At 49.5% G+C, this 14218-nt stretch carries 11 protein-coding genes; 5 read left to right on the top strand and 6 right to left on the bottom strand.

Going from position 1 to position 14218, the window contains the following annotated elements; all coding sequences use genetic code 11:
- Positions 1–3 precede the first annotated feature (3 nt).
- Positions 4–1158 (bottom strand): thiolase family protein, encoded by a 1155-nt coding sequence (locus F3H20_RS11460; protein WP_149735061.1) that lies wholly within the window; start codon positions 1156–1158, stop codon positions 4–6.
- Positions 1155–1703 carry a biotin transporter BioY gene (locus F3H20_RS11465; RefSeq protein WP_149735062.1) on the bottom strand — a complete coding sequence of 183 codons (549 nt, stop codon included), beginning with the start codon at positions 1701–1703 and terminating at the stop codon, positions 1155–1157. The genes F3H20_RS11460 and F3H20_RS11465 overlap by 4 nt, the downstream gene beginning before the upstream one ends.
- 314 nt (positions 1704–2017) lie before the next feature.
- Between F3H20_RS11465 and F3H20_RS11470 the strand changes: the two genes are divergently transcribed.
- Positions 2018–2335 (top strand): STAS domain-containing protein, encoded by a 318-nt coding sequence (locus F3H20_RS11470; RefSeq protein ID WP_188128301.1) that lies wholly within the window; start codon positions 2018–2020, stop codon positions 2333–2335.
- Between the two features lie 149 nt (positions 2336–2484).
- On the opposite strand, the gene F3H20_RS11475 is transcribed toward F3H20_RS11470, so the two are convergent.
- The 4 genes from F3H20_RS11475 to nudC all read right to left on the bottom strand — a co-directional run bounded on the left by F3H20_RS11475 (position 2485) and on the right by nudC (position 5913).
- The gene (locus F3H20_RS11475; RefSeq protein ID WP_149735064.1) at positions 2485–2916 is read right to left on the bottom strand and encodes a hypothetical protein; all 432 of its coding nucleotides are present in this window, start codon (positions 2914–2916) and stop codon (positions 2485–2487) included.
- Between the two features lie 459 nt (positions 2917–3375).
- A complete protein-coding gene (locus F3H20_RS11480) occupies positions 3376–3831 on the bottom strand; it encodes a hypothetical protein (RefSeq protein ID WP_149735065.1) in 456 nt (151 codons plus the stop codon).
- Between the two features lie 194 nt (positions 3832–4025).
- Positions 4026–4763, bottom strand: coding sequence for a hypothetical protein (locus F3H20_RS11485; protein ID WP_149735066.1), 738 nt, complete (start codon positions 4761–4763; stop codon positions 4026–4028).
- A gap of 328 nt (positions 4764–5091) precedes the next feature.
- Positions 5092–5913, bottom strand: coding sequence for an NAD(+) diphosphatase (gene nudC / locus F3H20_RS11490; RefSeq protein ID WP_223191736.1), 822 nt, complete (start codon positions 5911–5913; stop codon positions 5092–5094).
- Between the two features lie 338 nt (positions 5914–6251).
- Between nudC and F3H20_RS11495 the strand changes: the two genes are divergently transcribed.
- The 4 genes from F3H20_RS11495 to F3H20_RS11510 all read left to right on the top strand — a co-directional run bounded on the left by F3H20_RS11495 (position 6252) and on the right by F3H20_RS11510 (position 14171).
- Positions 6252–7319, top strand: a complete 1068-nt coding sequence (locus F3H20_RS11495; RefSeq protein WP_149735067.1) for a nucleoid-associated protein — start codon at positions 6252–6254, stop codon at positions 7317–7319.
- A gap of 965 nt (positions 7320–8284) precedes the next feature.
- Positions 8285–11842: a pyruvate:ferredoxin (flavodoxin) oxidoreductase gene (nifJ, locus tag F3H20_RS11500; protein WP_149735068.1), complete on the top strand. Its 3558-nt coding sequence runs from the start codon at positions 8285–8287 to the stop codon at positions 11840–11842.
- An 87-nt stretch (positions 11843–11929) separates the two neighbouring features.
- On the top strand, positions 11930–12160 hold the full coding sequence (locus F3H20_RS11505; protein WP_091744128.1) for a hypothetical protein: 231 nt from the start codon (positions 11930–11932) through the stop codon (positions 12158–12160).
- Positions 12161–12572: 412 nt separating this feature from the next.
- Positions 12573–14171: an alkaline phosphatase gene (locus F3H20_RS11510; protein WP_149735069.1), complete on the top strand. Its 1599-nt coding sequence runs from the start codon at positions 12573–12575 to the stop codon at positions 14169–14171.
- The last annotated feature ends 47 nt before the right edge of the window (positions 14172–14218 follow it).

Here is a 14218-nt window from a genome sequence, read left to right on the forward strand (position 1 = left end):
CCATCAGCACCTTTCCAGCAGGGTTGCCGTGCCCAGACCGCCGACCGCTCCGATAGCGGCAATACCGTAGCGGCCTTGAGTTTGCTGCAGCGCTTTTACCAGATGCAGCAAGATAATGGCTCCTGAGGCTCCGTAAGGATGGCCATAGGCCAGGGCGCCGCCCAGGCGGTTTACTTTTTCCGGCGGCAGGTCAAGTGCCTGGCAGCAGGCCAGTATTTTGACGGCAAAGGCTTCGTTGATTTCCACCGAGTCAATGGCTTTTAGCGGCAGGCCGCTGAAAGCCAGCAACTTCTCTATCGCGGCTACCGGGGATAAAGGAAAGAGGTTGGGGTCATAGCCACAGGTGGCATGAGCCGCCAGGATAGCCTGCGGTTTTAGCCGGTAGTTGCGTACTGCCTGATCGGAAGCCAGCAGAATAACGGCGGCGCCGTCGTGTTTTAGACAGGTGTTGCCGGCGGTAATACGGCCGCCCGGTCGAAATGCCGCTGGCATTCTGGACAGCAGGAGCGGGGTTAAGGCCGGACGAATGCATTCATCGTCCCGGATGGGCTGGGCATTTTGGCTGACGGGGACGATGATGTCGGTCAGCAGTCCTTTGCTTTGGGCGCTGACGGCCTTTTGGTGGCTTTCCCAGGCCCAGCGGTCCATAGCTTCCCGGGAAATGTTCAGTTGTTCCGCCAGATTTTCCGCCGCTTCGCCTACGGAAGGATTACCGACCGCCGGCGGTGAAAAGGGAGCCTGTTCATAAAAAGTATCAGGGCCTGTAAAGCGCGGATCGGCAGGATGGAATTGTCTTTTGGGAGCCAGGCTGGTGCTTTCCAGGCCACCGGCCAGAATCAGGTCAGCCTCGCCGGCACGGATTTGACTGCAAGCCAAATGAATGGCACTCAGCCCGGAGCCGCACTGAGCATCTACGGTTAATGCGGGGATGGCATAGGGCCAACCGGCTTCCAGCACGGAAACCCTGGCGATATTGCCGCCTGGGCCTACAGCGTTTCCTAAAATGACCTGGTTGATGGTTGCCGGTAATAAATGATAGGCAGCAAGTGTGTTATGTAATACGGCAGCAGCCAGTTTCTCCGGCAGAAACTGTTTTAGCCTGCCTCCTGTCTTGCCGATAGGAGTTCGGCAGCCGCCAATGAGATAAACGGTATTCATGATGTTGCCTTAGTTCCGGGTAAATGCCTGGCAACGGCGGAACCTACCAGGGTGGCAATAACTACTTTAAACAAATCACCTGGGATATATGGCAGGGCACCTACGGTTATGGCCTTGGCTAACGGCATGCCGGTAATCGTACTTAACCAGCATACACCTAGAATATAAACAAGACCGATCCCGCCCGCGATATTGGCAAGCGCCAGATGCCACAGCTTGCCGTTTTGGCGTCGCATGAGGGCAATCAGGATGGCTGCGGCCCAAAAACCCAGCAGATACCCGCCGCGGGGACCAAGCAAAATGCCGACGCCTGCGGTGCCGCCGGCAAAAACGGGTACGCCGGCAATGCCGAGCAGGAGGAAGGTAAACAGGGCCATATTGGCCTGACGTGCAGTCAATATGCTGCCGGCCAGCATGACACCCAGCGATTGGCCGGTAACAGGAACCGGGCTAAAGGGCAAGGGAATGGAAAGAAACCCTAATACACTGATCAAGGCGGCGAACATAGCCGCGTAAATAAAATCGGTTAGTTTGTTTTTGTTCATGCTGTATTCCTCCTAAATTCGGGGCAATTGAGCAGGCTAGTGTCTCAGCTGCGTTAAAACGATAGCAAAAATGGCAGAGTTTTTAATGCGGGTGAGGTACTGGCTACTAAAAAAGTGTAAGACATGTCCAAATGATTGTCAACTGATCTGCTGCAGATAGTTAACATCAGAGGAAAATTTAAAAATTTTCAGGAATATAGCAGGAATCTGACGCATTTATTTAGAAAGTAATTTGTAAAAGTGTCTTCCAAATTCTCCAAATTCAGGCAAGCTGACCGGTGTAAACCTGGATAAATAGTGAAAGCGGGGTATTGGTGTTGGACAGGCAGATTGAAGTACAGCAAGAGCGGATTCTGGTGGAACTGAAAGGTTGTATGTATGAGGATCATGCTGCCCTGTTGGGGCAGGAACTGTCCAACTACGTCAGCCGCGGTTACAATACCTATATTATTGATATGAGCAGTCTGGATTATATTGACAGTTCAGGCATTGGCGTGCTGATGGCCATCAACAAGCTGTCGCAGCGTTCAGGCGGGAGTGTCACTTTGCAGGGTTTGAAGGGAACAGTGCGTGAACTGTTTGAGATTACTCATCTGAACAAAGTGTTTAAGTTGCAGCAGGCTTCTTGCTAGCCGGTAGGTTTTTGTGGGCAACTATATTACTGCGAATAAAATAGGCAGATAGATAAAACCGGTGCCGGTTTACCAATAAGGTGAACCGGCACCGGTCTTATGTACGTGTCTGGCAGGTGCCAAACTTTTAGCTGAATTTGCCGTGGAGATTAGATATTGACATCGATAACGGCAGAGACGCCGACGCCATTTACGCGGGAGAAGTTGGTGACACTTTTGGCATTAACCGGTATAAGCGCTTTTACCCGGAACTGACGGCCGTTAAATTCGCCTTCCATTTGAATGACGGCTTCTGTCTGATCGACCAGCTCTTGAGAGCCAATTACCTGTGCGGCGCCAAGGTAGCCTCCGTTGCCTAAAGAGAGAATGGGAACGACTTTCGTGGCAAAATCGCTTCCGGCTCCATGTTTGAAGGTCAATGTATTAATGAAATTGTTTAACGGATCGGCAAATTTGCTAATGAGGACAGAGATGCCGCCGACCTTCAAAATATCTCCTAGACTGAAAGCCTGTGTGACAGGTACGGCTGTTACCGATAACAGGCAAATGAGCAATAGGCCGCTGACAAAACGTTTTTTCATGCTGTTGCTCCTCTCGTAATAGATAAACCGGAAACATAAGGGATGCTATGGACATATCACTCTCCTTGCGGCAGCCGGATAGTAAGAGTACTTGTCACGATCCTACAATATTAGGCTTGTCACAGTACTACAAGGAGCATAGCACGAAACTATGACAGAAATATGACGGAAATAGAAAGTAATATTTTCCAAAAACTATGGTTTTAATAGAACAAAAAAATCAAAAGACCATTGAATTTGTAGCGTTCAATTGACTTTTGATTGGAGTATTTAAATTTAATACCGATAAAATGCAAGGAAACTTTAGGAGAGCACGGTTTGATGGTAAGAGTTAAGAAGCCATGTTTTACAGGAGATTGAACATCAGAGATTGACAGTCTACCCGATATAGTTTTTAAATATGACTAAAAAAGAGATATTCGCTGTAAAACAGTCGAATATCTCTTTTTCTTCCTGTATCTAGGGTTTCATATTCATGGCTTCCTGGATGGTGGGCCGGACTTTGGGATCCTGCGCAACAGCTTTCAGGGTATCCTTCATGGCCGGATCAGCCATCATATCCACAACAACCGGCCGCATGTCCGGATTGCTCATTACCTGAACCAGGTTTTGACGCATGGCAGGATCTTTGAACATCTCGACCATCATGGGCTGCATGTCACTGGAACTCATCACTTTAGTCATCGAGAGCCGGGCATCGGTGGAGTTCATAAGCTGCCTCATCATAGTCGGATTGTTGGCCATCATGGAAATCATTCCCTGATCAACCTGAGGTTGTACCGTTTGAGTTTGCGGGGTCGTTTGCGGTGCAGTTGATTGCTCCATCGGTTTTTGCTGCGGCGCTTGGGAGCAGCCGGCAAAGACTAACAGAGCTATGAGCAGGAAAATGAAGCAAGGAACTGGATACCGTTTCATTAAATTACCTCCTGGATATAAAATACCTGAGGGAACCACTGATTTATTCACACAGCGCGCTCTGATGGATTTTTCCCCTGTCTGCAAAACTTGAAATAGTCATACTTCGGGATTTTACTGACAGGCGGAAAATTTCTGTCAGACCGGCAGGCTTATTAAATCAGTGGTTCCTTAAAGCTTTTTAGAAGCTAGGCTTAGCCGAGAGCCCGTACACCGGCGATAATCCAGCTATGGTCGCCGCTTCTATCGAGCGATACGGAATACCGATCGCCAGTGTCATGTTTGGTTACCTGTACCACGGCAGTGCCGCGAGAACGGGAAAGAAGAGAGAAAGTATCGCGGCTGCTGTCAAAACCATATTCAGAAGCATGGGATTTGACAAATTCAATAGGATTTATGCGGGTATAGGCATAATGATGACTTCCATAGTTGTCGCTGCGGTAGTAAACGCGCCCGTCTTTATAGAGGCCCTGGTTTTCATCCGATCCGGGCCAACTGTGTCTGTGACGGTGCCAGCCGCCGCCGTATTCGCTCCAGACGCTTTTGTCGTGATCCCGTGTAGAATAATGGGTTCTGTCATTGTCACGGGTGGAATAGGTGGCTGAGTTGGAATCATAATCGCTGGCCCGATAGACGGCTTTATCCCCGCGGTATTGATAATCACTGGCCCGGTATTTGGTGCTGTCAGAACTTCTGCTGTTATGATCCGCTGTGGAATAAAAGGTCTTATCATGGTCTCTGGTGGAGTAGGTGCTTTTATCCGTGCTGCTGGAACTGGCCGAAGCTGCTGGAATTGGTTTCGGACTGGCAAAAGCATGGGCGGCAGGCAATCCCGGCAGAGCGGCACCTGTCAATACGGCCGCGCCGGCAACTGCGGCTGCATACTTCCCGTATTTGCGGCCCAGGACGCGTTTCTTGGATTTTTTCTCCATGAAATTCTCCCCTTTCAGAATTTTTATTAGGGAACCGCTGATTTAATTAGCCTGTGATCTGACTAGCATTTTTTTGGTCTGGCAAGGTTATTTCGAAAGCCGCCAGACTGAAAAAAGCTGTCAAAACAAGCAGTGCAAATAAATCAGTGTTTCCTTAGTGTTTCAGGTGAAGAAATTCTTAATGCCAGGAAAATAAATCTGTAGCGAAATGCTGATTGCCTACCATAGTAGGATGCGCAAAAATAAAAAAACGATTCCTGTATTCTGAAGATAAAAGAGCTTCAGACAGAATCGTTTTTTTGTTGGGTGGGAAACGGCGTGCAATTGATTAAATTTTTCCTTTTTGGTTATTATTGGCAAACCAGTCGATCAAGCGCCGGCCAATGCTGACACTGGGGGGGATGGCCGGCAGTTGGTCAGCTGAAAACCAGGCGGCCTCGATGATTTCATTGTTGTCGATGCGGATGCTATCCGATACCGCCTTAGCAGTAAAGCCGATCATCAGTGAATCGGGGAAGGGCCAGGGTTGACTGCCAAAATAGGTGATGTCGGTGACCTTGACGCCGACTTCTTCCATCAGTTCCCGTTGGACGCAGTCCTCCAGTGTTTCGCCAGGTTCAACAAAGCCGGCGATAACGCTGTAAAGTTCGGGGCGCATACGGTTGCGGGCCAGTAAAAGCTTGTCGTCTCGCGTTACAGCTACGATAATCGCCGGGGAAAGCCGGGGATAAATCATGTTGCCACAATTGGCGCATTTCATGGCCAGTTCATGGTTGTCCAAACTCAGCGGGCTGCCGCAGCGGCCGCAAAACTGGGTGGATTTCAGCCAGTTGGTGATGTGATAGGCCCGGAAAGCCTGCCAGAACCATTCATTGTGAATTTGGCCATACAGGCGGCGCAAGACAAAGAACGAAAAGCCGTCGGGTACCTGGTCTTTCGTGACGGTTGCCGCATAACAGGCCCGTCCATCCAGATGACCCAGGGAGGGAGTGGCGGCTTTTTGCAGCGGCAGGTCCGCCAGGTCGCTAGCGAGCGGGACGCATAAGCCGCTGCCGGTGTGTTTCATCAGAATCTCATCTTTACAAAAGGCAAAGCAATACGGATCGGCCGGTACGCAGTTGGCGTAGGTCGCGTTCATTTCCTGACTCATAGTGGATACCGCCTATCTGTTTGGAATATAGTAGGATGTGTCAACGCGCTCTAGGGAACCGCTGATTAAATGAAGCTGTCGGCCTGGCGAGAGATTTTTCGTCTGGCAAGGAAGTAAAACCGCAGGAATAGCGAACCCTATTTCAAGGTTTTGCTGACGCAGCCAGGCGGAAAAAGATCCGTTAGGACGCGCAGCGTGAATTAATCAGCGGTTCCCTAGAGTACTTATTCATCATACCACAAAAAGCAGGGAAAGAGATAATCAAGGATGGTTATTTATCGTCAGGTTTGGTAGAATAGAACAGGTGATTGGAACTGAACAAAGAGGAGTCATAGAATATGTTGGATATGTCGAAAGCACAGATGACGCAGCTTGCTGTACACCGGGTCGGCAACAAACAGCGGGAGGAAGGCATTGTCATTGCTCCCGGCCTGTACGATATGACCGATGGTCAGGTTGAACAACTGCTGTTGAAATATTTCTTTTCTTCCTTTAAGGAAAAAGTATTATATAAATTTTTCCACGAGGCCGACATTCATTTGCATGAGCTGTATATGTATGTAAGCCGGATATTTATAAATCCCGCGGTGTTTTATGAACAGTCTGTTCATATTTTGAAGCATTTGTATGAAAAGTCAGGTCATCCCCAGATCAAGGGCGGCGAATTTTATGTGGCTTATTTTTCCGATTGTCTGGTGGAAGGAAAGACGGTTGACGCGGTGGGCCTGTTTAAGACGGAAAATAAGGAGAACTATCTCAAAGTCAGCCAACGGTCTCAGGGCATGTCGTTGCTGGCTGACCGGGGCATTAATGTTAAAAAACTGGACAAGGGAGCGCTCATTTTTAATACCGAATCGGTTGACGGTTACCGTGTGGCCATTGTCGATACGGTGAACCGCGAGAATAGTGAGGCTGCCTATTGGAAGGATGAGTTTCTGCGTTTGACCGATGTGCAAAATGATTATTTCCATACGCAGAACCATTTGAATCTATGCCGGGATTTTGCTGAGTCGGTCTATGGTTCTCTGTACCAGGCTGATAAGAAGGACCAGGTAATGTTTGTCAATGGGGCGGTGGCGTATTTTGATCAAAACCAGTCCTTTGACTTGGACGACTTTACTCAGGCGGTGGTAAAAGAGCCGGAACTTATCGAACGGTTTAAGGAGCACAAGGTAATGTATGAGCTAAATCAGGGGTTGGCGACAGTTGCTTCCTTTGCCATATCCGATCAGGCGGTTAAGACCACCAAACGAAAGCTCAAGAATCTGATCAAGCTGGATACCGATATTGAGATCAAGATTAAGCCGGCTGCTGCCGAACAGGATGCAGGAGACTACATCGAACGGGGTTATGACGAAGCAAGAGGCATGCACTTTTATAAAGTCTATTTCAATGAGGAAGAATAATGATTATTTTTTTAAAACGGTTATTCTTACTATTGCTTTCTGGTTTTGAGTATGGTATATTATAAACAAGCACCATCCTTATAAAGACTTAGATTAAACTGGTATTGCAAGCATGAGTTTTCCGCTTTGTGTACGGAGTTACGAGTCAATTGGGTAGTGTTTTTTATTTTATGATTTTGGTTTCCGGAAAGTATGAATGGGTCAGGTAAGTAAGTTTGTGTTCGGATGTAAGACTGATGCCACATAGGTTTGTTTTCGGTTGTAAGAAAGTAACGAGTTTGTAAGTAAGTAAAGGAGCATTTTGTATTGTTTCAGGTCGGAACTTTATAAGGATGGTCGCTTTGATAAAAGAGAAGGGTAAAACCTTCTCTTTTTATTTTGTCAGGATGTTCGTATGTACTAGTGTAGTGGCACATTCACATTTCGCTGAATTATTTGTCTAAATTTCCATCTGCGTCGTTGTCGTCAATCGGCGTAGGAACCACTATACCTCACTCCTCCGCCTTGCAGATGAAAATTTATCCTGCGTCCTTTAGCTGAACTGTGGACGTGTCACTACACTGGACAAAAAAGTTTGTCTAAAGACAGTGGAAGATTATTGACAGAATGGCTAAAAAATGCAATAATTTATCCCAAAGCCGTTTCAATTACATAGAGCCTGTTAAAGGTGATGATTGGGAACAAAGGCAGTAGGAAAGCCGCCCCAGAGAGCCGGAGAAGCTGCGAACCGGCGCGGACATATTGCCGATTAAATCCCCCATGAACTCTTCTGACGAAAATTACGGCGTTACCGTAAGGATTAGACAGAGGCGCGGCCCGGGCGTTAGCCGGGAGTCGGTTGATGGACCGATCGTTAGAGTGTAAAAATTAGGGTGGTACCGCGCCAAAATGCGCCCCTGTTCAATGCTATATTGAACAGGGGCGTTTTGTATGTCTGACAGATTAAAACAGGGGGAGAAGGTTTTATGACAAACAAAGCGAAACCAATGAAGACCATGGACGGAAATACGGCAGCGGCCTACATCTCGTATGCATTTACTGATGTAGCGGCCATTTATCCCATTACTCCATCCTCCAATATGGCGGAGCATGTGGATGAATGGGCAGCCAACGGCAAAAAGAATCTCTTCGGCCAGACGGTTAAGGTGCTGGAAATGCAATCTGAGGGTGGAGCCGCCGGTGCCGTGCACGGCTCTTTGCAGGCCGGGGCGCTGACGACGACCTATACGGCGTCACAGGGGCTGCTGTTAATGATCCCCAATATGTATAAAATTGCCGGTGAGTTGTTGCCGGGCGTCTTTCATGTCAGTTCCCGCGTGGTGGGAGCCAATGCGATTAGCATTTTTGGTGATCACTCCGATGTTATGGCTACCCGGCAGACAGGTTTTGCTTTGTTAGCCGAAAGCAGTGTGCAGCAGGTTATGGATTTGGCGGCGGTGGCACATCTGGCGGCCATCAAGGGGAAGGTGCCGTTCCTTAATTTCTTTGACGGTTTTCGGACCTCCCATGAGGTGCAAAAAATAGAAGTGTTGGATTATGAGGATCTGGCGAAGTTGCTCGACCGGGAGGCATTGCAGGATTTTAGGCGGCGTGCCTTGCATCCTGATCATCCGGTATTAAAAGGAACGGTGCAGAATTCGGACATTCATTTTCAGCAGCGTGAGGTATCCAATCACTTCTATCAGGAACTGCCGGCCATTGTGGAAGAATATATGGAAGAAATCAATAAACTGACCGGCCGGGAGTACCATCTTTTCAACTATTATGGTGCCGCCGATGCCGACCGGATGATTATTGCCATGGGCTCGATGTGCGAGGTCATTGAAGAAATGGTGGATTACCTGAATGACCGGGGCGAGAAGGTTGGATTGCTGACTGTCCACTTGTACCGGCCATTCTCCCTGGAGCATTTTTTTAAATACATTCCTGCCACGGTACGGCGGATTGCCGTGCTGGACCGTACGAAGGAAATGGGCGCCTTGGCCGAACCGCTCTATCTGGATGTCAAGTCGGCCTTTTACGGCCGGGAGCAACAGCCGCTTATTGTGGGCGGACGCTGTGGCGTGGGCGGCAAGGATGTGCTTCCCTCCCACATCCAGGCCGTCTTTGAGAATCTGAAACAGGACCGGCCGAAGGACCGTTTCACCGTGGGCATTGTGGACGATGTGACCAATACCTCGCTGCCGGAGGGGGCGGATATCGACACCAGTACGCCTGGCACCAAGGCTTGCAAGTTTTGGGGACTTGGCTCAGACGGTACGGTGGGTGCCAACAAAAGCGCCATTTCCATTATCGGCGACCGCACTGACATGTACGCTCAGGCCTATTTTGCCTATGATTCGAAAAAATCCGGCGGGGTTACTATATCGCATCTGCGGTTTGGGAAAAAGCCGATAAAATCTTCCTATCTCATTCATAAGGCCGACTTTATCGCCTGCCATAATCAGTCTTACGTCGATAAGTATAGTTTGCTGGAGGGCTTAAAGCAGGGGGGCAGCTTCCTCTTAAATTGCACCTGGACGGCGGAGGAACTGGAGACGCACCTGCCAGCGGCCATGAAGCGATACCTGTTTACCAGGGACATCCGCTTTTTCGTAATTGATGCTGTCGGCATTGCACGAACACTGGGGCTTGGCGGACGGATCAATATGATCATGCAGGCTGCTTTCTTTAAACTTGCTGCGATTATTCCGGTGGAGGAGGCGGTCCGTTATTTGAAGGAAGCGGTTATTGACTCCTACGGGCATAAAGGCGACAAGGTGGTGCAAATGAACCATGCCGCCATTGACCAAGGGGTTCAGGCACTGCGCCAGGTCGCTGTTCCCGCTCACTGGCAGTGGACTGAAGACCGGCAAGAGGAAGCTGGTTTGCTGCCCGCCTTTATCAAGGATATCCTGATTCCTATGAACCGGCAGGAGGGCGATAAACTGCCGGTCAGTGCCTTCCAAGGGCTGGAGGACGGTGCTTTCCCCATGGGTTCGGCGGCCTACGAGAAACGGGGCATTGCTATTGATGTGCCGGTCTGGCTGCCGGAGGCATGCATTCAGTGTAATCAATGCGCTTACGTGTGCCCCCATGCCGCTATCCGTCCCGTATTGCTGACCGAAGCGGAACAGCAGGCGGCGCCTGCAGCTTTTGCTGCACTGCCGATGACGGGCCGCAAGGACCTGTATTTCTCCATGGTGGTTTCCCAATACGACTGCACCGGCTGTGGCAATTGCGCCCAGGTATGTCCGGCTAAACAGAAAGCGCTGACTATGCAGCCGCTGGATACCCAAGGCGATAAACAGGCGCTTTGGGACTATGCCGGGAGCCTTTCGGTAAAACCTAACCCGCTTAACGCGCTTACCGTGAAGGGCAGTCAGTTCGAACAGCCGCTGCTGGAGTTTTCCGGTGCCTGCGCCGGCTGCGGGGAAACGCCGTACGCCAAGCTGGTGACTCAACTGTTCGGCGACCGGATGATGGTGGCCAATGCTACCGGCTGTTCTTCCGTCTGGGCGGGCAGCGCACCCTCTGTTCCCTATACGGTCAACCACCGGGGACACGGGCCGGCCTGGGGTAATTCCCTGTTTGAGGATAATGCCGAATTTGGTCTGGGCATGTTGACAGGCGTGAAGCAAATGCGCGACCAACTGGCGCAGCTTGTCCGGACGGCCGGTAAACTGGAGCTGGGCGAGGAATGGCGGGCAGCCTGTGCCACCTGGCTGGAGCACCGGGAAAAAGGCGAAGGATCAAGAGAAAGGGCCGACCGCCTGCTGGCTTGTCTGCAGGCGGTGCGGGGAACCGAGCCACTGCTTGATCAAATTGAGCAAAACCGCGATTATCTGGTAAAACGTTCCCAGTGGCTGTTCGGCGGTGACGGCTGGGCTTATGATATCGGTTTTGGCGGACTGGACCATGTGCTGGCTTCCGGCGAAGATATTAATGTGTTAGTTTTTGACACCGAGGTCTATTCCAATACGGGCGGCCAGTCGTCCAAGGCGACGCCGGCCGCCGCCATTGCCAAATTTGCCGCTGGCGGCAAACAGACCAAAAAGAAGGACTTGGGCATGATCGCCATGAGCTATGGTTATGTCTATGTGGCGCAAATTGCCATGGGGGCCGACAAGAATCAGACTCTAAAGGCCATTGCCGAGGCTGAGGCCTACCCCGGTCCGTCGCTGATCATTGCCTATGCGCCTTGCATCAGCCATGGGCTGAAAGCCGGCATGGGCTGCAGCCAGCTCGAAGCCAAGCGGGCTGTGGATAGTGGCTACTGGGCTCTGTACCGTTTCGATCCGCGGCGCAAGACAGTGGGAGAAAATCCGTTCCGGTTGGACTCCAAGACGCCGAGCCTGAACTTTAGGGAGTTCCTGCTGGGCGAAGTCCGCTATTCGGCCCTGCAAAAACAATTCCCGTCTGCGGCAGAGCTGCTGTTTGCCAAAACCGAGGCGGATGCCATGGAACGGCTGGACACCTACCGGCGTTTGGCCGGACGGCAGGAAGAGCTACCGACGGTCAGTCTTGTTTCGGCGCAGCCATAATTTTCCTCTCTAGGCTTATTGCATAGGAAGGCCCATAATCCGGATATAATATTACCAGATTTTGTCCGGAGCATAGGGGGCGAACATGTGAAAACAGGGTTGGAAATCGTACGGCTACACCGGGAGTACGAAGAAAAGATACATGAAATTACCAATGCCTTGTCCAAGCTTGATGAATATACGTATACCAAGACCATTCTGCAGGAGCAGCATGACCGGCTCCGTGATGAACTGAAGCGGCTAGAGGATACCCGCTTTCAGCCCATGGACCCCATTGTTATTCACACGTCGCTGCTCGGCGGTAAATCCCCGGGATAATCTGCCGGGAAAAAACAGAGTCATAAGAAAGGCAGCTCACTGGAACTGCCTGACACAATAAGGAGTCTCCCGTCTAAAAAGCGGGAGACTCCTTATTGGTTTTTATATAGATGCTAAGTTTAATAAATATTCTTAATATTTAAAAAACAACGACTTCCCAATGAGGATGGGATGTATTATAATAAAATTGTATAATTTTTCCAATTTATATTTCTACCGGTTCGAGGGAGTGCTCAGGTAAGGTGTTTGTAGGAATTTTCTTTCCCCGAGACAATCGGATATTCGGCTGGCTGATGGTGAGTTGTGCTTGCCAAGTATTTTGACAAGGAGGGAGCAGGTTCATGTAAGATCAGGCAATAGCAACTTTCAGTCAGAAAGTGGACTGAGCCATCTTTAAAGGAGGATAGAGTTTATGTTTAAAAAGAGACATTTACCCTTGCAGTTAGTGGCTGTTTGTGTAGCAATCTTTTTCTGTATTAGCTTTATCGCAGGCTACTCGCCAACAACTGCACGATCCGACAATGAGACTGCTTATGAAATATCCAGCATTGCTAAGACGAACGCAGATCCGACCGGTGTGAAACCCAAATATATTTTCTTATTTATCGGCGACGGTATGAGTTTCCCCCAGGCTACGGCATTGGGCCATTATAATGGAACAATTGAGCATAACTTTGTTGGAACCTTAGCCAAGCCTACACGGGAAAATATTCCTCAGGCAGAAATGCCTTCTTTTGTCAGCTTTCCTGTGGTTGGTGCCGCCACAACCTATGATGCTTCCAAGTTTATTACCGATTCAGCCTCAGCAGCGACAGCCATTGCCTGTAGTGTAAAGACCCTGGACGGTGCCCTTGGCGTTGATCCTTATAACAATCGTGTTGCATCAATTGCCGAACAGCTAAAGTCACAGGCAGGCTATAAGATTGGCATTGTGACAAGTGTTTCTCTTGATCATGCAACACCGGCAGGTTTTTATGCGCATCTGCCTAACCGGAACAGTTTCTATGAAATTGGACTGGATTTGATAACAAGTAACTTTGATTTCTTTGGCGGCGGCGGCTTTAAACAGCCTACCGGCAAAGCAAACAATCAAACCAATTTGATCGATTTGGCAAAACAAGCCGGCTATCATGTAGCCAATACCTATGAGGACATTAAGGCGTTGAATTCCCGGTCAGGCAAAACAATTGCCATTAATCCTGTTCTGGATAATCCCGGTGATGTGGCTATCAATTATAATATTGACCGTAATTACGGTGATTTGGCGCTTGCCGATTATGTACAAAAGGCCATTGATGTTCTAGGTGAAAAGAATAATTTCTTTATTATGGCCGAAGGCGGCAAAATTGACTGGTCGTGCCATGCCAACGACGCTTATACAACCATTCAGGAAGTGAAAGACCTGGAGCGGGCCGTTAATGTGGCGGTAGAGTTTGCCCGGCAGCACCCTAAGGAAACGCTGATCTTGGTCACAGGCGATCATGAAACGGGCGGTTTCACTATGGGCTATAACGGGACGCAATATGATACGTATCTTTATTTGCTCCAAAATCAGAAGCTCTCGTTTAAAAAGTTCGCCGATGAATATGTAGAGCAATACCGCAATAACCAGGTTCCTTTTGAAACAGCCATGGCTGATGTGAAAAGCCTGTTTGGGTTAGTGCTGCCTACCGATCCTGAGGCCGCCGGCCTGAAGGATCAGTCGTTGGTTTTGACGGGTAAGGAAGTTGCGCAGTTGCGTGACGCATATGCTGTAAGTATGATTCCTTATGAACAGCGCCATCGCGATAAGGAATATAAAACCACTTACAGCATGTATGAGCATGAGCCTTTCCAAATTGTTATTACCCGTATCTTGAATAGCCGGTCAGGGCTTGGCTGGACCTCAACGGCTCATACCGGGCTTCCTGTTGCCGTATATGCCTTGGGGACAGGACAGGATGCCTTCAATGGATTCTATGATAATACCGATATCAGCAAAAGGATTAAAGCTCTTGTAGGCTTGCAATAATTGAAAAAATGCGCCTGCCGCCTTTCGGTTGGAAAGAAGGCAGGCGC

Origin of the sequence: Propionispora hippei DSM 15287, from assembly GCF_900141835.1 — a bacterium.
Lineage (GTDB): Bacteria > Bacillota > Negativicutes > Propionisporales > Propionisporaceae > Propionispora > Propionispora hippei.